This is a genomic window from Nosocomiicoccus sp. HMSC09A07, from assembly GCF_001808485.1.
GTDB lineage: Bacteria > Bacillota > Bacilli > Staphylococcales > Salinicoccaceae > Nosocomiicoccus > Nosocomiicoccus ampullae_A.
The window spans coordinates 1-20,087 of sequence record NZ_KV793623.1 but is presented as its reverse complement, the minus strand read 5'-3'; the positions used below and the strand labels follow the sequence as shown (position 1 = coordinate 20,087).

General features: G+C 35.6%; 20 protein-coding genes and 6 tRNA genes. 15 read left to right on the top strand and 11 right to left on the bottom strand.

The window, feature by feature from the left end; translation table 11 throughout:
- The first annotated feature begins 3 nt into the window (after positions 1-3).
- Positions 4-942, top strand: coding sequence for a 3'-5' exoribonuclease YhaM (gene yhaM, locus HMPREF3177_RS00285; RefSeq protein ID WP_070456203.1), 939 nt, complete (start codon positions 4-6; stop codon positions 940-942).
- Positions 943-991: 49 nt separating this feature from the next.
- Here the strand turns inward: yhaM and HMPREF3177_RS00280 are convergent, their stop codons facing one another.
- The 3 genes from HMPREF3177_RS00280 to HMPREF3177_RS00270 all read right to left on the bottom strand — a co-directional run bounded on the left by HMPREF3177_RS00280 (position 992) and on the right by HMPREF3177_RS00270 (position 2,872).
- Positions 992-1,945: a foldase protein PrsA gene (locus HMPREF3177_RS00280; protein ID WP_070456200.1), complete on the bottom strand. Its 954-nt coding sequence runs from the start codon at positions 1,943-1,945 to the stop codon at positions 992-994.
- Between the two features lie 82 nt (positions 1,946-2,027).
- Positions 2,028-2,390, bottom strand: a complete 363-nt coding sequence (locus tag HMPREF3177_RS00275) for a YtxH domain-containing protein (RefSeq protein ID WP_070456198.1) — start codon at positions 2,388-2,390, stop codon at positions 2,028-2,030.
- 53 nt (positions 2,391-2,443) lie between these two features.
- Positions 2,444-2,872, bottom strand: coding sequence for an HIT family protein (locus HMPREF3177_RS00270; protein WP_070456196.1), 429 nt, complete (start codon positions 2,870-2,872; stop codon positions 2,444-2,446).
- A gap of 92 nt (positions 2,873-2,964) precedes the next feature.
- Between HMPREF3177_RS00270 and HMPREF3177_RS00265 the strand changes: the two genes are divergently transcribed.
- Together HMPREF3177_RS00265 and HMPREF3177_RS00260 are read left to right on the top strand one after the other, a co-directional pair.
- Entirely contained in the window at positions 2,965-3,696 is a 732-nt protein-coding gene (locus tag HMPREF3177_RS00265) for an ABC transporter ATP-binding protein (protein ID WP_068130621.1), read from the top strand.
- On the top strand, positions 3,686-4,888 hold the full coding sequence (locus HMPREF3177_RS00260) for an ABC transporter permease (protein WP_070456194.1): 1,203 nt from the start codon (positions 3,686-3,688) through the stop codon (positions 4,886-4,888). Before HMPREF3177_RS00265 ends, HMPREF3177_RS00260 begins: the two co-directional genes overlap by 11 nt.
- 21 nt (positions 4,889-4,909) lie before the next feature.
- On the opposite strand, the gene HMPREF3177_RS00255 is transcribed toward HMPREF3177_RS00260, so the two are convergent.
- Positions 4,910-5,437, bottom strand: a complete 528-nt coding sequence (locus HMPREF3177_RS00255; RefSeq protein ID WP_070456192.1) for an antibiotic biosynthesis monooxygenase — start codon at positions 5,435-5,437, stop codon at positions 4,910-4,912.
- Between the two features lie 178 nt (positions 5,438-5,615).
- On the opposite strand from HMPREF3177_RS00255, the gene hemE reads away from it, so the two are divergent.
- The 9 genes from hemE to HMPREF3177_RS00210 all read left to right on the top strand — a co-directional run bounded on the left by hemE (position 5,616) and on the right by HMPREF3177_RS00210 (position 14,803).
- The gene (gene hemE / locus HMPREF3177_RS00250) at positions 5,616-6,644 is read left to right on the top strand and encodes a uroporphyrinogen decarboxylase (protein WP_070456189.1); all 1,029 of its coding nucleotides are present in this window, start codon (positions 5,616-5,618) and stop codon (positions 6,642-6,644) included.
- A gap of 6 nt (positions 6,645-6,650) precedes the next feature.
- The gene (gene hemH, locus HMPREF3177_RS00245) at positions 6,651-7,565 is read left to right on the top strand and encodes a ferrochelatase (RefSeq protein WP_070456187.1); all 915 of its coding nucleotides are present in this window, start codon (positions 6,651-6,653) and stop codon (positions 7,563-7,565) included.
- 13 nt (positions 7,566-7,578) lie between these two features.
- The gene (gene hemG, locus HMPREF3177_RS00240) at positions 7,579-8,973 is read left to right on the top strand and encodes a protoporphyrinogen oxidase (protein ID WP_070456185.1); all 1,395 of its coding nucleotides are present in this window, start codon (positions 7,579-7,581) and stop codon (positions 8,971-8,973) included.
- Positions 8,974-9,033: 60 nt separating this feature from the next.
- A complete protein-coding gene (locus HMPREF3177_RS00235; RefSeq protein ID WP_068130603.1) occupies positions 9,034-10,023 on the top strand; it encodes a lipoate--protein ligase in 990 nt (329 codons plus the stop codon).
- A gap of 86 nt (positions 10,024-10,109) precedes the next feature.
- The gene (locus tag HMPREF3177_RS00230; RefSeq protein WP_070456183.1) at positions 10,110-11,558 is read left to right on the top strand and encodes an APC family permease; all 1,449 of its coding nucleotides are present in this window, start codon (positions 10,110-10,112) and stop codon (positions 11,556-11,558) included.
- Positions 11,559-11,697: 139 nt separating this feature from the next.
- Positions 11,698-12,687 (top strand): DctP family TRAP transporter solute-binding subunit, encoded by a 990-nt coding sequence (locus HMPREF3177_RS00225; protein WP_068130597.1) that lies wholly within the window; start codon positions 11,698-11,700, stop codon positions 12,685-12,687.
- Positions 12,688-12,698: 11 nt separating this feature from the next.
- Positions 12,699-13,151 carry a TRAP transporter small permease gene (locus HMPREF3177_RS00220; RefSeq protein ID WP_070456181.1) on the top strand — a complete coding sequence of 151 codons (453 nt, stop codon included), beginning with the start codon at positions 12,699-12,701 and terminating at the stop codon, positions 13,149-13,151.
- Between the two features lie 11 nt (positions 13,152-13,162).
- Positions 13,163-14,449, top strand: coding sequence for a TRAP transporter large permease (locus tag HMPREF3177_RS00215; RefSeq protein ID WP_070456179.1), 1,287 nt, complete (start codon positions 13,163-13,165; stop codon positions 14,447-14,449).
- Between the two features lie 18 nt (positions 14,450-14,467).
- A complete protein-coding gene (locus HMPREF3177_RS00210; protein WP_070456176.1) occupies positions 14,468-14,803 on the top strand; it encodes a cupin domain-containing protein in 336 nt (111 codons plus the stop codon).
- Positions 14,804-14,871: 68 nt separating this feature from the next.
- Here HMPREF3177_RS00210 and HMPREF3177_RS00205 read toward each other — a convergent pair whose 3' ends face one another.
- Positions 14,872-15,078 (bottom strand): IDEAL domain-containing protein, encoded by a 207-nt coding sequence (locus HMPREF3177_RS00205; protein ID WP_068130587.1) that lies wholly within the window; start codon positions 15,076-15,078, stop codon positions 14,872-14,874.
- 160 nt (positions 15,079-15,238) lie between these two features.
- On the opposite strand from HMPREF3177_RS00205, the gene HMPREF3177_RS00200 reads away from it, so the two are divergent.
- The 3 genes from HMPREF3177_RS00200 (at position 15,239) to HMPREF3177_RS00190 (ending at position 19,116) form a co-directional block, all read left to right on the top strand.
- Positions 15,239-15,823 (top strand): competence protein ComK, encoded by a 585-nt coding sequence (locus tag HMPREF3177_RS00200; protein WP_070456174.1) that lies wholly within the window; start codon positions 15,239-15,241, stop codon positions 15,821-15,823.
- 238 nt (positions 15,824-16,061) lie between these two features.
- Positions 16,062-17,408 carry a ribonucleotide-diphosphate reductase subunit beta gene (locus tag HMPREF3177_RS00195; protein ID WP_070456170.1) on the top strand — a complete coding sequence of 449 codons (1,347 nt, stop codon included), beginning with the start codon at positions 16,062-16,064 and terminating at the stop codon, positions 17,406-17,408.
- Positions 17,409-17,427: 19 nt separating this feature from the next.
- The gene (locus HMPREF3177_RS00190) at positions 17,428-19,116 is read left to right on the top strand and encodes a ribonucleoside-diphosphate reductase subunit alpha (protein WP_070456168.1); all 1,689 of its coding nucleotides are present in this window, start codon (positions 17,428-17,430) and stop codon (positions 19,114-19,116) included.
- Between the two features lie 441 nt (positions 19,117-19,557).
- Here the strand turns inward: HMPREF3177_RS00190 and HMPREF3177_RS00185 are convergent.
- The 6 genes from HMPREF3177_RS00185 to HMPREF3177_RS00160 form a co-directional block, all read right to left on the bottom strand.
- Positions 19,558-19,645: transfer RNA gene (locus HMPREF3177_RS00185), tRNA-Ser, on the bottom strand.
- Between the two features lie 53 nt (positions 19,646-19,698).
- Positions 19,699-19,770 (bottom strand) — tRNA-Glu (locus HMPREF3177_RS00180).
- Between the two features lie 7 nt (positions 19,771-19,777).
- Positions 19,778-19,849: transfer RNA gene (locus HMPREF3177_RS00175), tRNA-Asn, on the bottom strand.
- A gap of 7 nt (positions 19,850-19,856) precedes the next feature.
- A tRNA-Gly gene (locus HMPREF3177_RS00170) sits at positions 19,857-19,930 on the bottom strand.
- A 6-nt stretch (positions 19,931-19,936) separates the two neighbouring features.
- Positions 19,937-20,009, bottom strand: a tRNA-His gene (locus HMPREF3177_RS00165).
- Between the two features lie 2 nt (positions 20,010-20,011).
- A tRNA-Phe gene (locus HMPREF3177_RS00160) sits at positions 20,012-20,087 on the bottom strand.

Sequence of the window (20,087 nt, the reverse complement as noted above, 5' to 3'; positions counted from 1 at the left end):
CCGATGAGTAAAATTTCTGCTTTACAACCTGGAGATAGTGTTGAATCGTTTTACTTAGTAAAACGCGCACAAGATGGTGTCACGCAACAGGGTAAGTCATATATGACACTGATTCTAGCAGACAAAACAGGTGAGCTCGATTCAAAATTATGGACGGTTACACCTGAACAAATTAAAGAGTTAAAAGAAGCAGATATGGTAAAAGTTAGAGGAGAAGTTATTAACTACCGTGGGAATAATCAAATGAAAATTTTAGAAATTCGTACGGCAAACGAAAACGATAACGTTTCAATCCATAACTTTTTAAAAGAAGCACCGATCGACGGTGATGATCTGTTCGACAAAATTATGGATTACGCATTAAAAATTACGAGCGCGAATCTTCAGCGCATTACACGTGGATTACTCACGAAATATCGTAAAGAATTCTCAACGTTTCCAGCAGCGATGACAAACCATCACGACTTCGTATCTGGCTTAGCATATCACGTTTATACGATGTTAAGAGTTGGGGAGTCGTTATGTGACATCTACGAAACGCTCGATAGAAATCTGTTATATGCTGGAATCATTTTACATGATATCGGTAAAGTCAAAGAATTATCTGGTGCGGTAAATACGACATATACAGTTGAAGGAAATTTAATTGGACATATCGTTATTGCGACAGAAGAGATTACAAAAATTGCAGATGAACTGAACATCGAAGGCGAAGATATATTGTTACTAAAACATTTAATACTCGCACATCACGGTAAATTAGAGTACGGTTCTCCAAAAACACCGATGATTAAAGAAGCTGAGATTCTGCATATGATTGACAATATCGATGCGAGAATTTTAATGATGGACAAACACATTCAATCTGTAGAACCGGGTACATTTACGCAGCGCGTATTCCCGTTAGAAGGTAGAATGTTATACCGAAGTGTTGATGAGTAAAAATTGTATTCAAAAAACAGGCTCTATTTTTAAAATAGAGCCTGTTTTATTATTTTTCTTTAATGTCAATTGGTGACATCATTTTATCGACTTGTTCTTTAATATCTTTGTTTTCAAATTTTACGTTGTACTCATCGAGTAATTCTTTGTAGAAGTCCATAATTTTATTTGGATTTTCTTGGATTTTTTCGTTAATCAATTTAGATTTTGCATCTGCAATTTCAGATTCTGACATATCTTCTGCTTTTTTGTCGAGACGCTTAATGATATGGTAACCGAACTGTGTTTTTACAACGTCAGATACTTCGCCTGGTTTTAATTTGAATAGTGCTTCCTCAAACTCAGGAACCATTTGACCTTTTGTAACGATACCTAATTTACCGTCGTTCTCCGCACTACCAGTGTCGTCAGAATGTTCTTTTGCAAGCTTACTGAAGTCTTCTCCGTCGTTAACTTTTTTAAGAAGGTCTTCAGCTTCTTTTTTAGCTTCTTCGTCCGTTTTACCGTCTTCAGCTTCTTCATCGACTTTAATTAAAATATGTTGTGCGTCATATGCACCGTTAATCGCATCTTCATCAGAAATTTCTAGCTTTTCACTAAAGAATTTATTGTGTAGAATGTTTGCGATTTTATTTTGCTTATAACCTTCAACCGTTAAACCTGGTTGGCTTTGAGAGAGTAGTTGAGCGAACTGATCTTCGCCACCATAACCTTCAATTTCTTTGTCGACATCTGCTTTAATTTTATCGATATCAACTTCATCTTTATATTTATCTTCGATTATTTTGTTTAATGCGAGTTCAAACGTTTGTGATGCGACTTCTTCCATACCAAATGAATTTAAAACGTCGTCCACTGTCACGTTTCCGGCGTCACTCTTTACGAGTGTTTCACCAAATTTTGTTTCTTTGTTATCGCTTTTTGATGCGTTATTGTCATCATTTGCACATGCAGATAAAATGAGTGCTGCAGATAACGTCGTCGTTGTGAGTAGTTTTTTCATCTTTTAAAACTCCTTTAAATTTTAGCTTTCACTAATATAACATAACATAAGCGGTGATGCATTTAATACATCACCGCCCATATTATTTGTTATTTGGTTTATCGAAAGCGTGCTGAATGTCTTCCGCTGTGTTTTGAAGTGTTGCGACGTCGTCTTTTAAATGATCGATATTTGGTTCAATATCTGATTTAAAGTTATCGACTAAGTCTTTCACTTCGTTAGTTAATTCTTTAATGTTAGACGCTTCATGCTTTGCACGAAGTACAGATTGTTTAATGTTATTAATTTCTTCTTTAACTTGGCTTGCTGACGCACTCACTGTTCCAGAATTAGATTTTAAAGAAGCTGTGAGTTCACGTCCTGATTGAGGCGCATTTAGTACTGATAAAGAAACGCCACCTACAACACCAACGACAAAACCAACTGCAAAATTTCTAATACCCATTTATGTCACTTCCTTACGTATCATACATATTTCTTACCCGAAACGAATGTTTATTATGCATCGAGTTTAGATTTAATTGCTTCAGCGAACTGTTCACGTTCTTCTTTTGTAAACTCAATGTCTTCCCATTTGTAACCAAAACCGTCATGTTCGTCTTTATATCTCGGTAAAATGTGGAAGTGAATGTGGAATACAGATTGTCCAGCAAATTCACCGTTGTTTTGTATGACATTTAAACCTTCAGGGTTAAATGTATCACGTACAGCTTTTGATACGTTACGAATGACTTTCATATAATCGTTTGCTGTTTCATCGTCTAAATCAAAAATATTTTCGATACGCTTTTTAGGTACGACGAGCGTATGACCTTTCACGACGGGAAACGCATCTAAAAATGCGATAAAATTATCGTCTTCATAAATAATATTCGCATCGATATCTCGGTCGATAATCATTTCAAATACTGTTTTGTTCTCACTCATTAGTGTTCCCTCCATAATAAGATATGATATAGTTTACTTAAGATTATTATATACTTATATACACGAATAACAAATTGAAAGCGAGTTTCAATATGAACATTTTAGAATTACAAAACGTTACTGGTGGTTACGGTAAAACACCAATTATTCACGATATATCTTTTTCTTTAAAAGAAGGGGAGATTGTCGGCTTAATCGGTTTAAATGGTGCCGGTAAAAGTACGACAATTAAACATATATTAGGACTTTTATCCCCACATAGTGGAGAGATAAAAGTATTAGATAAAAATATCCGAGACGAAAATATGCGTAAACATTTAACGTATATCCCTGAGACACCAATTTTATACGAAGAATTGACGCTAAGAGAGCACATTCATATGACAGCAATGGCATACGGTTTAACTGAAGACATGGCGATGACAAGAGCAAAGCCACTACTCAAACTGTTTCGTTTAGAAAATGAACTCGATAAGTTTCCAGCACATTTCTCTAAAGGGATGAAACAAAAGGTCATGCTAATTTGTGCGTTTGTCGTTGAACCTGAGTTATTTATAATAGATGAACCGTTTCTAGGACTCGACCCGTTAGGTATCGAAGGTTTAATTGAGTTGATGATATCTATGCGAAATAAAGGTAAATCTATTTTAATGAGTACGCACATTTTAGCAACAGCTGAAAGATATTGTGACAGATATATTATTATTCATCACGGGAAAAAAATCGCAGACGGTACGATTGAGTCTCTAAGAGAAGAGACGGGTATTAACGGTACGTTAGATGATATTTATTTACATTTAACAGGTGACAGCAATGTGGACTGATTTATTTAAAACACGAATGGATAAAGACATATCTAAACGTATGTATTATATGAAGTTTATTTTTAACAGTCACTTTTTAATCTTTTTAACGATTGCACTCGGTGCATTTTTCTATTCGTTATTTGAGTTACGTGACGTGTTGCATAACAATATATATGTCGATATGTTAGTCGCTGTACTCGTAGCACTATCGATTACACCGACGTATCGCAGTTTGTTGAAAGAAGCGGACCTTATCTTTTTAGTGCCTGTAGAAGATGAATTAAATGGATATTTTAAAGGAGCTGAGCGATACTCATTAGCGCTCAGTTATATATTCCCAGTCGTGATGGTGATTTTAACGTTTATGCTCGTTTTAATTAACCATACGCTCATTGAATTCGCGATATTTTCAGTCGCAGTTATCGTGACAGTATATTTAACGTTTAAAATTAAAGTTGAAACGATTCACACGTTACTGAACACTCAACTTGTTATGTATGTTTTAATTATTTTAAACGCGATATTATTATATTTAACGTTAGTTAACATATATTTTGTCGCACTAATCCCGCTCGTATTAAGTATCGTTTTACTTATTATTCGAAAGAAACGAATCTTAAAAGTGAATTGGACGAGATTAGTTGATTACGAAGCACATGAAATCAATCGTTTTAATACGATTATTTCGATGTTTGCGAACGTAAAAAATGCAGATAAAAAATTCAAACGTCGTAAATATTTAGACGTATTTATGAAAAAGCAAAACGTGAAGCATTTCGATCAAAATTATATGTATGATTATATGTTTCATCGTAGCTTTTTAAGAGACTTTGATCTGCCGATGATTATTTTAAGACTAATGCTACTCTTTACAATTTTCATCGTCTGGATGTCCAATATATATGTGACTGTTATATTCTCACTGTTTGTGCTGTACATTATCATTTTACAACTCACACAAATTTACCAGTCACAAGCGTATTTACTATGGCCGAAAATATGGCCAGTACAAAGAAGTAATATACAAACGTCATATATCCGCTACTCACATAAAGTAATATTCGTCATATCGATTATATTTGTGATCATCTTTGTCATTATGCACAATAAAGAGTTTTATATCGGCCTAATCTTCCCAATATTTGGTTACGTATTAAATCAAGTGTTATCTAAAAATGTATATAAAAAAGAACGCGCACTGAGTGATTAATCTCAGCGCGCGTTTTTATGTTTAAAATTCGTCTTCTTCGTCTTGTTCTACTTCTTTAACAGTAAAGTAGAGTTGTGACGTTGCAAAGTCTTGGAACATACTTTCTTCGTTTTGGAATTTTTTAAGCACGTCTTGTGTTAAGTAATTCTTAAATGTGTCTGTCTGTTTAAAGTCATGGTATGCATCGATACTTGTAAATGTTACAATAACTAAATAGCTATCTTGATCGAGCTTACGTGCGATACGATAAGATTTAACACCTTTTACGTTGTCTAACTCAGATCTAAAATCACTTAAGTGTGAAATGATCGTCGATTTACCAATACCATACGCAGGGATATGAACTGTATATGTTGGATGATCTTCGCTTAAATCACCTTTAGAATCTACAATTTCGTATGATTGTTCTGTTTCAAATGCAGATTTTTCTTCATTATCTTCATAATATAATACTGCAGTGTTTGGATTTGCTTGTAAGTGAGTGTTCGGATATTTTTCTTTTAAACTTTCTAAATAGTCTACTGTTCCGTTTGTTTTGTGGAAATACATATTGATTACCTCTCATTCTTTCTAAGTTGTTATTCATCTTACATTATATATAGCCATAATCGAAAAGTTGTTAAACATTTAGGAAATTTTTAAATATGACAATTCATTCACATTTCACGAAAACTTCATATATCATGTTACAATATTGTCGATACAAAAGTAATTAGGGGGAAAATCATTGTTTAATGATACGATTTTAAGAGCAGCTCGAGGAGAGAAAACAGATTACACACCTGTTTGGTTTATGCGTCAAGTTGGACGTTCACAACCAGAGTACAATAAGATTAAAGAACAGTACGGTGGTTTAATCGAAATTACGAAGGATCCAGAAATTACAGCTTATTTAACAGCAACGCCTGTTGAAAACTACAATGTAGATGCTGCGATTCTTTACAAAGACATTATTACACCACTTGCACCGATTGGTATCGACGTGGATATCGTTAAAGGTGTAGGTCCTGTAATCGATAATCCGATTCGACGAATTGAAGACGTCGAAGCACTTGGTGAACTTGATCCAACAAAAGATTTAGATTACACAGTAAAAGCAATCGATATTTTAGTCAATGAAAAATTAAACGTTCCGTTAATTGGATTCTGTGGAGCGCCGTTCACTGTCGCAAGCTACATGATTGAAGGCGGACCGACAAGAAGATATCACAAGACAAAATCGTTAATGTATAACGATGAAAAAACATGGTTTGCATTAATGGAAAAATTAACAGATATGAGTATCGTTTACTTAAAAGCTCAAGTTGATGCTGGTGCTAAAATGATTCAAATCTTTGACTCATGGGCAGGTGCATTAAACAAAGAAGATTATGAGTACTATTTAGGAAACTCTATGCGTCGTTTAATTAGTGAAACGAAAAAATTAGGTGTACCAGTCACAATTTTTGGAATTGGTGCAAGCCACTTATTAAAAGAGTGGGATACGTTAGGTAGTGACGTAATTGGTCTCGACTGGAGAACGTCGATTAAAGAAGCAAGAGAAATGGGAATTAATAAGTCATTACAAGGAAACTTAGACCCAGCAATTCTACTTGCAGAATGGGACGTTATTGAAAAGTATGCATCTCAAATTTTAGAGCAAGGTCAAAACAAAGGTCATATTTTCAACTTAGGGCACGGGGTATTCCCTGAAGTAAACCCAGATACGTTAAAACGATTAACAGAATTCGTTCACAATTATTCGAAAGGATTGTAATTTAACATGGCAAAAAAAGCATTACTCGTAATGGCGTACGGAACGCCGTATCAAGAATCAGATATCGAACCGTATTACACACATATACGTCACGGACGTCCACCTTCAAAAGAAGCATTAGAAGATTTAAAAATGCGTTATAAAGCAATCGGTGGTGTATCTCCATTAAAAGATACAACGAAACGTCAAGCGCTTGCATTAGTTGAAGAAATGAATAAGCGTAGTGATGATGAGTATGAGTTATTTATCGGATTAAAACACATCACACCGTTTATCGAAGAAGCGGTTGAAGACATTAATAAAGCGGGCATTAAAGAAATCGAAACTGTCGTACTTGCACCGCATTATTCAGCATTCTCTGTAGAAACATATAACAAACGTGCAAAAGAAGAAGCAGAAAAGTACGGTATTTCAGTAAAATCAGTCGATGATTTTTATCGTCAAGAGCCATTCATTGATTACTGGGTAGAACAAGTCGAAGAAACGATGAAAACTATTCCAGAAGATGAGCACGATAAAACAGCAATTATTGTAAGTGCACATAGCTTACCGGAAAAAATGATCGTCGAAAATAACGATCCATATCCAAAACAATTAGAAGAGACGATGGAACTCATTCGTGAGCGTGCGAATTACGGTCATTATTTCACAGGATGGCAGTCTGAAGGAAACACACCAGATCCTTGGTTAGGTCCTGACGTTCAAGATTTAACGCAAGACTTATACGATGAACATCAATTTAAACACTTCGTTTACTTACCATTAGGTTTTGTATGTGAACATTTAGAAGTGTTATACGATAACGACTACGAATGTAAAGTAGTTACGGACCGCAACAACGCAGTGTACCACCGTCCACCAATGCCGAACACGGACCAACGATTCATCGACGCAATGGCAAACGAAATCGAAAAGCTATAAAGAGGTGAGTCACGTGAAAAAAGTATGTATTGTCGGAGGCGGGGTTACAGGATTATCTACTGCATACTATTTAACTAAAAATGGTATTGCTGTCGATTTATACGAAGCGAGTGAGAGAATCGGCGGTAAAATTAAAACGTACCGTAAAAATGGATTTGTCATCGAGCAAGGTGCAGAATCTTATATTAGTCGTAAACCTGATCTGACAGATCTCGCAGTAGAAATTGGTATGAAAGATGACCTCGTTCGAAATTTAACAGGGCGATCATTCATATATGCGAACGGTTCACTTAGTCCAGTTCCACAAAACACGATATTAGGTGTGCCGACGACTAAAGAAGCAATTCAAGATACAGAACTCTTATCTGTCAGAGGAAAAGCACGTGCGTTACTCGATAATCAAATTCCAGTCGTTGAAATGCATGGGGATATATCAGCCGGTGAATTCTTTAAAAAGCGTCTCGGTGAAGAAGTCGCGACAAATATGATCGAGCCGCTTCTCGGCGGTGTTTATAGTACAGCTTTAGACGAGATGAGTTTAATGGCGACGTATCCATTCTTTAAAGAAGAAGAAGAACGTTACGGTAGCCTTATAAAAGGAATGTACGAACGTAAAAAGCGCAGTCAAAATACTGGAGTTAAAGCACCAGTAGATAAAAAACAAGGGATGTTTTATCAATTTAAAAATGGACTGGAGTCTTTTATCGACCGTTTAAAAGAGGTCATTGAATCTCAAGGTGGTCATATTTATTTAAATACACCAGTTGAAAAAATTGAAAAACACGATGATCACTATGAAGTTACTGTTAGTAACAGTAAAAAAGAATATAGTGATGTCGTCGTTGCGACGATGCATTTTGCATATAAAGATTTAATTGACGAGCCGATGTTAGAGTATTTTAAACATATGAAGGCGACAACAGTGGCCAATATCGTATTATGCTTTGACGAATCACAAGTCGATAACGCACTTGACGGTACTGGGTTTGTAATTAATCGTCAAGAAGATGACATGGCGATGACTGCATGTACGTGGACGAACAAAAAGTGGGCACATTCCGCACCAGAAGGTAAAGCATTACTTCGAGCTTATATTGGCAAGCCGAACAATGAAACATTAAATGACCTCATTAAAAACGGCACAGACGAAGAAATTGTAGAAGCTGTCAGACGTGATTTAGATAAGATGATGAACATCACGGGAGAGCCCGAGTTCCATATTATTACACGTATGCCTGACGCTGCACCGAACTACTTAGTCGGTCATAAAGAAATGATCGATAAAATTCACGCGTATTTAAAGGAAAATTATAAAGGCCTTTACTTAATCGGCGCATCGCATTATGCAGTTGGATTACCAGACTGTGTAAAAGCAGCTAAAAATACAGCGTATGAGATTGTCGATTAAATGAATCAATTAGACTTACTTGCTATAATGGCAGTAAGTCTTTTTTAATGGAGGAAAACAATGAAATTTATATCAAACAATAATATAGATGACCCAATGATTAACTTAGCAATGGAGGAATACGTCTTAAGAGAGATTCCTACAGATGATTCGTACTTTTTATTTTATGTAAACGGACCATCGATCATCATCGGTAAAAATCAAAATACTGTTGAAGAAATTAATGAAAAATATACACGTGAAAATGGCATTAAAGTCGTACGTAGAGTGAGTGGCGGTGGTGCAGTGTATCACGACAAAAACAATTTAAACTTTAGTTTTGTAACTGAAGATGATGGAAATAGTTTCCACAACTTTAAAAAGTTTACGCAACCAATTGTCGACGTATTAAATGACTTAGGTGTTCCAGCAGAACTTGTCGGTAGAAACGACATTGAAGTGAATGGTAAAAAGATTTCAGGCAATGCGATGGTGTCTATTAAAGGACGTATGTTTAGTCACGGAACGATTATGCTAGATAGCGACCTTGAAGCGGTTCAAAACTCACTAAAAGTAAACCCTAAAAAGATCGAATCAAAAGGTATTAAATCTGTAAGAAGTCGCGTAGGTAACGTGAATGAGTTTTTAGATGAACCATTAGATATCGAACGATTTAAACGACTTATTTTAGAAAAGATATTTGGTAGTGTAGAGGAAATTGAAGAGTATGAGTTAACAGATGAAGACTGGGATAAAATCATGACGTTATCTAAAGAAAAGTACCAAACTGATGATTGGAACTTTGGTAAAAACCCACACTACAATTTTGAAGCGAGTCATAAATTTGATGCAGGACTATTAGATGTCCGTTTAGAAGTCCAAAAGGGAATAATAGAACGTGCGGCAATTTTCGGAGATTTCTTTGGAATTGGAGAGATTAAAGATATTGAAGAAAAATTAATCGGTGTTAGACACGATTATAAATCGATCGACGAAGCACTGAAAGATGTTGATATACCGCACTATTTAGGACGTATTACAAGAGAGGAATTTTTAGAACTAATCGTATAAAATATATCGAAAATCGAAATATCCCGTTTATTCTCAAAAATTTAGGGTAAGTAAAATTTATATACTAAATTATTTGAGGGGATATCATGAAAAAACGTAAAGAAAAACGTGAGTCATTCGACAGTACGATGTCGAGGCGTTTTGTATGGGCAATCGCTTACGGTTCATCGATCGGATGGGGTGCGTTCATATTACCAGGTGACTGGTTAAAATCTTCAGGTACGCTCGGTGCCGTTTTAGGGATTATTATCGGTGGATTACTCATGTTAATGATTGCTGTCGGTTATGGTGCGTTAACAGCGAAGTTTCCAGTGTCTGGGGGAGAATTTGCATTTACGTACGTTGGATTCGGAAAGTACTTTAGTTTCATATCATCATGGTTTTTAATTTTCGGATATATATGTGTAGTAGCAGTAAATGCGAGTGCTTTTAGTTTACTATTTAAATTTATACTTCCGGACTTTTTAGAAGTTGGATATTTATATTCAATTGCAGGCTGGGATGTATATATTACTGAGGTTATTTTATCGACATTTATTTTAATCGTATTTGCGATAATTAGTTTTAAAGGATCAGGACTTTCAGGGAAACTGCAGTTTTACTTTTGTTTATTTATGGCAATCGTTGTGGCGGGATTATTTACTTTATCATTTACACCGTCGACATTTAGCTTTGAAAATGCAGTTCCACTCTTTAATGAAGACGCGGGTGTATTCAAATCGATTATCGTAATCGTTGCAATTGCACCGTGGATGTATGTCGGTTTTGACAACATCCCGCAAGCAGCAGAAGAATTTAACTTTGAAGCGAATCAGACGTTTAAACTGATTGTATTTGGAATCGTTGCAAGTATTGTTACATACGTGCTTATGATTTTAATTACATCGTGGACGTTCCCGTATACTGAAATGCTTGAGGAGTCTAAGCTATGGTTAACAGGAGACGTCATTAATTCAGCGTTTGGTAAAATCGGACTATTCTTCTTAGCACTGTCGATTTCATTTGGTGTATTTACAGGATTAAATGGATTTTACTTATCATCATCACGACTCATCTTTGCATTAGGTCGTGCGAAATTTATACCAGAAGCTTTTTCAAAACTTCATAGAAAAACAAATACACCGTTAAACGCAATCATATTCGTCATGGTCGTCTGTTTAGCAGCGCCTTGGCTTGGACGTACAGCACTCAGCTGGATCGTCGATATGTCATCCGTTGGTGTATCGATTGCATTTTTAGCAACGAGTTTAGTCACAGTAAAATTCTTTAGCGATAAACGCCATAAAAACACACTATATACGGTATTTGGAGTCATCGGAGCAATCATCTCAGCAGTATTCCTGTTGTTATTACTAATTCCAGGATCACCAGCAGCACTCACACTACCGTCATATATCGCATTAGGAATCTGGACAATCCTCGGCGCAGCATTCTTCATGTTCCAGTTTAATAAACTAAAAAGCCTAAAACGAGAAGAACTCGATCACTTGATTTTAGACATGACAAGAGAGGAAATACACTCGAAAGAGATATAGAGGAGAAAACCGAGTTAAGGTAAACCTTAGCTCGGTTTTTTGTATGAATAATAATAAAGCTAATTGTTGACTAAAGTTTTTAATTCTTATAAACTAAAATGCATATATATGAAAACGTTATCAAAAAGAGGGATGGATAATGAGAAAGATGGTAATGGTTATCTTTTTAGTCTTGCTCGCAGGGTGCTCAAATCATGCGGATGAAAAGGACAATATAGAGTTACAGCTTGGGCACGCACTATCTCCAGGAACCGCTGCGTCAGACGAACTAGAGCGAATGGCAGAAGCGGTTGAAGAGAGAACAAATGGAAAAGTGACATTTGATATATATGGAAATAGTAAGCTTGGATCTGAAACAGAAATGCTTCAACAAATCCAAATGGGTGCAATGGATGCTGGCGCAATTATGATTGGTTCAATGCAAACGATGGATATGCGCCTTGCTATTGAAGACTTACCATATATGTGGAAAGATCAACAAACTGCACGAGAAGCATATGAAGGTGAATTTGGTGATTATTTATCTGGAATTGCGTCTGAATATAATCTTCACCAAATTGGATACTTAGAATGGGGATTTAGACATATCACGAATAATTCTAAACCAATTGTAGAACCTGAAGATGTTAAGAACTTAGATATACGAGTTGCTGAAACCGCTTTAAGAGTTGACACTTTTGAAGCGTTGGGAGCAATGCCAACAGTAATGGCATTTAGTGAGGTCTATGGTGCTCTTCAACAAGGTGCATTAGATGCTCAAGAAAATCCGCTCGCAAACATAGCTGCACCAAGGTTTTATGAAGTACAGGACTACTTATCGCTTACAGGGCACTTTTATAATACTGTAATGGTTGTCATATCTGAAGACACGTGGAATGAAATTTCTAAAGAAAACCAAGAGATTATTTTAGAAGAAATGAAAAAATCAACAGAAAATGTTTATGCAGCAAACGATGATAATGAATCATCGTATTTACAAGAATTAGAAGAGAACGGTATGCAAATTAACGACGATGTAAATACAGAATCATTTAGAGAGAAGCTACTTCCAGTATATGATAAGTGGGAAGAAAAAGTGTTCGGTAAAGAGTTAATGGATGTTTACCGTAAAGCATCAGGATTTGAATAGGAAGGTGTAACATGCAAAAGATGATAGTAAAGACACTCAACTGGCTATGTATCGCTACCATTACGATATTAACCGTCATTATATTACTTCAAGTTATCGCAAGATTTTTAAACTTTACACTTATCGGTACAGATGAGTTATCAAGATTGTTAATCGTATGGCTGACTTTTTTAGGTACGAGTTTAGCATTTCATGAAGATATGCACTTGTCCGTACAATACTTTGTAAACAAGTTAGATGATAAAAAGAAAAGATTTGTAAAGTTGATTGTAAACGGTTTACTTATAATGTTTTTCTTAATTGTTGCGTTTTATGGAGTTAAATTTTCAATTGCATCTATGAATTACGTATCGTCATCTCTACAGTTACCGATGAGTATATTCTATTTAGCATTACCTGTCGGTGCATTATTCTCAATTTATTTTTTAATCATATCAACAAAAAATATTTATGAAAGCAAGTAAGAGGTGAAGGTATGACTATTCTATTAATATTACTCGCATTTTTTGGTCTGTTATTTTTAGGGATGCCAATTGCTTTCGTGATTGGTATTGTCGTCAGTCTAATATTACTGTTAGACGGAGTTCCACTGGAGATTCTCATTCAGCGCATGTTTGCTGGTGTAAATAACTTTTCATATTTAGCAATACCGCTTTTTATATTAGCCGGTAACATTATGGCTGAAGGTGGACTAACTAAAAGATTAATGGCATTTAGTAAAATGCTAGTCGGTAAATTAACCGGTGGTACTGCTATTACAACAGTAATTACAACAGCATTATTCGGAACAGTGTCAGGGTCAACAGTCGCGACGACTTATGCTGTAGGGTCTGTGTTGGTTCCAAGGTTAAAAGAAGAAAAATATAGCAATTCGTTTATAGCGAGTATCATCGGTCCAGCAGGAGTATTAGGACTAATTATACCGCCGAGTATTACGATGGTAATTTTAGGAATTACAGCAAATATTTCAATTGGTAAATTATTCTTAGCAGGAATTATACCGGGAATTATTTTAACTTTATTTCTTTGTATTTACGTAAGTGTTATTGCGAGAATGAAAGGATATGGAGAAATTAGAGAAGAAAAGTTAACGAATGAAGATTTCTTAAAAACGACAAAGGAAGCATTTTTACCGTTACTCGCGCCAGTCTTCATTTTAGGAAGTATCTTCTTAGGAGTTGCGACAGCAACTGAAGCGGCCGTCATTGCGGTTGCATATAGTTTCTTACTTACTATTTACTATAAGGAAATGAGTTTTTCAACTTTTAAGCATATTATGAAAGACTCAGCAGTAACGTCGGCATCGATATTAGTAATTATTTCTGCAGCAAGTGCATTTACATATTTACTAACGGTTAAAAAGATTCCAGCTACGATTTCGGACTTTTTCTTTAGCTATGTAGATTCACCAATTATGTTCTTATTAGTCGTTTCTTTAATACTATTTATTTTAGGTATGTTAACAGAAGTAACATCTCTAATTATACTGCTAAGTCCAATATTTATGCCGCTCGCAATTCAGTACAACATCGATCCAATACATTTTGGAATGGTCCTTATTATGAACTTCGCACTCGCGAATATTACACCACCGGTCGGTTTATCACTAATTGCAGGGTGTAGTATTACAGATAAGGGAATGAGTATAGAAAAAACGCTACCGTATATCGCGCATATATTAATTATTATCGCAGTAATGGTCATACTAATTATATTCTTCCCAGCACTATCAACATTCCTTCCAAGTATGATGATAGAATAATTTTAAGTAGGTGATGAAATGGTATTTAATGAAAAAGAACCTTTTAAAATAGATAACCACTTCGGTGGTAAGGGTACAATTGAAATTTATAAACATGTTAAAAATGATGATCTAGAAAATATCTACATGGTAGCGAACGTCGTGTTACCAAAAGGTACATCTATTGGTTATCATTTACACGACAAAGACTCTGAAATTTACCACATAATAAAAGGTAAAGGTCTATTTATAGATGAGAACAAAGAGGAACATGTCGTTCATAAAAATGAATGTTGCGTTATTAAAAAAGGGCAGTCTCACGGGATTGAAAATGTTGGAGACGAGGATTTAGAATTTATTGCGATATTATTTTAAATTAAAAAAGCTGATTGAGTTTATGATTAAATCTCGATCAGCTTTTTCATTTGAACATTGTTTTAATATTAATTTTTAACATTTTTTAATAACTCCGTATACTCATTAAACATCTCTTCGTTTTTAGTTAATAACGCCTCTTCGATTTTTTGTAAATAATGTGCTTCTTTAAAATGATTTAAAGACTCTTCGAGAATAAGATCCGCCGAAAGATCTGTGGCGGCTTGTAAAAACGCGCGACGTTGAGCGAGTAGTTTAACTGACTTACTTTCCATTGGTAACGCCTCCAATCAATTGATAATTATTATTATAGTGAGTAGTTATGTGGAAGTCAATATAATATTTGAAATTGTCTGAAAATAATAACGATTATTTTATTTAACATTTATAAACATATGTTGTATAATAAGTTAACAACACATGGAGGTAATTGTAGTGCTTACATATTATTCAATTAATAAAAATACGATGTATATTGCTTCGGATAACTATTTCAATACGAACACGTCAATTGCTAGAGAAATTACAGGAGAAGAGTATGTGATTAAAAAAGAAGCGAATAAGTTAATGGCAGAGAATTGTTTGCGGTTCTCTTCGAATTATTTACATAGGAAAGCAATTACTAAGGATATGACGAATATTACTTCTAAGCCACCAATTATGATTGATTTCTTTGGAAGTTATATTTATTTTCCTTTGTTTTCTGACCGTAACTCTTATAATCTTTGGTTTAACATCAGACATATTAAACGGTATGAAAAAGATGAAAGTCGTACACGCGTTCATTTTTATAACGGAGAAGATATCGTCGTTGATGTGACTTATTATCAATTCGACAAACAATACTCTAACGCGATGAAGTTGTATTATAAAATTAGCTTAAGACGTGAAGCATTTTATAGAGAAACAGAAGTTAATGATCGATCGTTGTTGTCACAGAGAGAAACTTTAATGCTAGACGAATTCAAACGACACGAATATTTAATGCATATGCAGCAGCTAGACTATGGTGTGTACTAGCTGTTTATAGCTCTTACGTTTTTAATCTTTTAAAGGCGTAAGGGCTTTTTATTTGCGTGATAAGATTTTCTTTTGTTAAATATAATATATCTATATATTGTGCTATTTTATTTGTTTTCATAGATTTTCACACTATATATTGTGTGTCGTTTTTATAAATTAAGCAAAAAGTCATTCCATTTTTATCGTGTTAGTGTTAGAATGAATAATCGAAAGATAAAGAAATGAGGTCGAAGTTTTGATTACACAAATTAGAAAACGTAGTGGCGAAATTGTGAATTTCGATAAGAATAAGATTTCCGTTGCAATGTCTAAAGCGAATAAAGCAACTGGTGAACCAGGTATGGCTGAAAAGATTGATGACTTAACGGATCAAGTTGTTAAAGTGCTAGAAAAAAGCGAAGATATTATTACAGTTGAATATATTCAAGACGTCGTAGAGGACGTTTTACTGAAAAGTGATTATAAAGATACAGCGCGTGCGTACATCATTTATAGAGATCGTCAAAAGCAAAAGAGAAAGCGCGATATTTTTGAGAGAAGAGCGGAAATGAAGCCGTTTGAATACCCTGAATTATATCAGTATGTCGATGCGATTCGACACTCTTACTGGATTCATACAGAGTTTAACTATACATCAGATATTCAAGACTATATGCAAGGGGCGTTACCTCATGAGAAGACTGCAGTGACACGTTCGATGCTTGCGATTTCCCAAGTTGAAGTTGCAGTAAAAACGTTCTGGGGAGATCTTTATCATCGTATGCCGAAGTACGAAATCGGAGCGGTTGGTGCAAGCTTTAGTGAATCAGAAGTCCGTCACGCAGATGCGTACAGTCATTTACTCGAAATTTTAGGGCTGAATAATGAATTTAGTAAAATCAAAGACATTCCAGCGTTAAAACAACGTGTCGATTATTTAACACGTATGGTTCAATACGCGAGAAGTGAAGATGATAGAGAGTACATCTTATCGATGATTTTATTCTCACTATTTACTGAGCACGTGTCATTATTTAGTCAGTTCTTAATTATGATGTCATTTAACAAGCATAGAAATATGTTTAAAGGATTATCAAACGTTATCGAAGCGACTTCTAAAGAAGAGCAAATCCACGGTATGTTCGGTATCGACATTGTAAATACAATTCGCGAGGAACAACCAGATTGGTTCGATGAGGATATGGAAGAAGCGGTGTACAAAGCGTGCCGTGAAGCATATGAGTCAGAAGAAAAAGTAATTGACTGGATCTTAGGCGAAGGTGAACTTGAGTTTATGTCAAGTAACGTCGTTAAAGAATTCGTTAAACAACGTTTAAATAATTCACTTGTATCTGTAGGATATGAAAAATTATTTGACGTCGATGAAAAACTCGTCGCTGAGACATCTTGGTTTGACGATGAAGTTATCGGTACAAAACTCACAGACTTCCTTCACAAACGTAGTGTAAACTACACGAAGTTTAGTCAATCAGTAAGTGGAGACACGATTTTCTCACCAAAATCTGATTTAGAAGGTAATACAAAACAAGAGGTAAACCAAACAATCAGACTTAGAATGCTCAACGTAAACGATTTGAAGTAAACAATTAGGAGGATTTCAATTGGCTAAACAACCATTTTATTGGCTTAACGAAGATTCTCGCGTCTTCTTAGAACGCGGGTATTTATCAGAAGGCGAAACACCTGAACAAAGAATTAGAGATATTGCTAATAAAGCAGAAGAAATTTTAGGAATAGATGGATTTTCAGATAAATTTTACGACTACATGGGTAGAGGTTTTTATTCACTTTCAAGCCCAGTGTGGTCGAACTTTGGTAAAAAACGTGCATTATCAATTAGCTGCTTCGGTTCATATATTGAAGACAACGTGCCGTCAATTATGGACACAGCAAGTGAAGTTGCATTAATGAGTAAATACGGTGGAGGAACGAGTGGATACTTCGGTAAAATTCGTCCACGTGGATCTGAAATTACTGATAACGGACATACGAGTGGATCCGTTCACTTTATGAAACTATTCGAACAAGTCACTGACACGATCAGTCAAGGTTCTGTTCGTCGTGGTCGCTTCAGTCCGTATTTACCAATCGAACACGGGGATATCCATGAGTTTTTAGATATTGGTACAGAAGGGAACCCAATTCAAACGTTAACTCACGGAGTTTCAGTGACAGACAAATGGCTCGAAGAAATGATTCGTGGAGATGAAGAAAAGCGTGACGTTTGGGCGAAACTTTTATCAAGACGTGTTCAAATGGGGTACCCGTATATTTTCTTCCATGACAATGCAAACAACGACACAGTAGATGTTTATAAAGACAAAGGGTTAACAATTAACAACTCAAACCTTTGTTCAGAAATTATGCTGCCAAATAAAGAGGATTGGTCATTCGTATGTAATTTATCTTCAATGAATATTGAACGTTATGACGATTGGAAAGATACAGATGCAGTAGAAACGATGATCTACTTCTTAGACGCAGTTATGAGTGAATTTATTGCTGACTTAGAATCAATGAGAGATTCTGAAGACGCGGAACTCCGTGAAGCATTTAAACATATGAAACGCGCATATAAATTCGCGGTTGAAAACCGTGCATTAGGACTCGGAGTACTCGGATGGCATTCATATTTACAAGCGAACATGATTCCATTTGAAAGTATTGAAGCAAACAAAATTAACTCACAAATCTTCTCACTCATGAGAAAGCGTGCGTATAAAGCAAGTGAAGAACTCGCAGAAAAATTCGGTGAACCAGCAGTTCTTAAAGGATACGGTAGACGTAACGCCACGCTACTTGCGGTCGCACCAACAACGTCAAGTTCATTCATTTTAGGTCAAGTTTCAAAATCGATTGAACCATTCATGTCAAACTACTTCGTAGTCGACACTGCAAAAGTTAAAAAGACAATGATTAACCCGTACTTAAGAGAATTATTAGAAGAAAAAGGTAAAAACACTGAAGAGATTCTAAAGTCAATCCGTGACAACGACGGATCAGTTCAGCACTTAGACTTTTTATCAGCAAGAGAAAAAGAAGTATTTAAAACGTTTGGTGAATTAAACCAATACAACGTCATTGAACAAGCATCAACAAGACAACAATTCATCGACCAAGGTCAATCATTAAACATCATGGTAAACCCAAGTCACATTACAGCAGAAGAATTAAACGAACTGCACTTATTCGCTTGGGCGAATGGTATCAAATCACTATACTATCAACACGGTACAAACGCTGCACAGCAATTTAACTTAAGCAAAATTTGTATCAACTGTGAAGCATAAAACGATGATACACCTTCTAACTGAGAGTTAGGAGGTGTTTTTTTAAATCTTTTTAGTGATGCTTGGATTGATTAGAATGGTTTTTGTAAATAAGAAGGTAAAAGTATTTGTTCGATCGGAATGTTAGAGTGTTTTTCATCTTATTGAGTGATAAGTAACTTTCTCTAAATTATATTTAACAAAAATTTCGTGATTCTGTTAGATATCCGGATATAATTAACAGATTTTCAAAAATCTGACGGGTTTTTGTTAAATATATTTTTATAATTAACAAATTTTGACTCGCCGACACAGTTTTTGTTAATTATCTGGATATATCTAACAAATTCCAGCTGAAAAGAGTAAAAATTGTAAATAAGAAGATGAAAAACCGCACGCCACCGACACGACATCCTCACAATTAAAAAAGACGAGTACTAAAATCAGTACTCGTCTAATTAGCGGGTAGAAAGGGATTTGAACCCTTGAAACGGGGTTGCCGTTTACACGCGTTCCAGGCGTGCGCCTTCAGCCACTCGGCCACCTACCCAAAATTAATATTAAATATAAAAATAAGGTTGTTCATATGAACAACCTTTTTAATGACCCCTACGGGACTCGAACCCGTGTTACCGCCGTGAAAGGGCGGTGTCTTAACCGCTTGACCAAGGGGCCATAAAAGCTCCGCAGGTAAGATTCGAACTTACGACCGATCGGTTAACAGCCGATAGCTCTACCACTGAGCTACTGCGGAATAATAATGGAGCGGGTGAGGAGAATCGAACTCCCGACATCAGATTGGAAGTCTGAGGTTTTACCACTAAACTACACCCGCAAGAAGGGCGACTGATGGGAATCGAACCCACGAATGCCGGAGCCACAATCCGGTGCGTTAACCACTTCGCCACAATCGCCATGGTGGTTCTGGACGGAATCGAACCGCCGACACTCTGATCTTCAGTCAGATGCTCTACCAACTGAGCTACAGAACC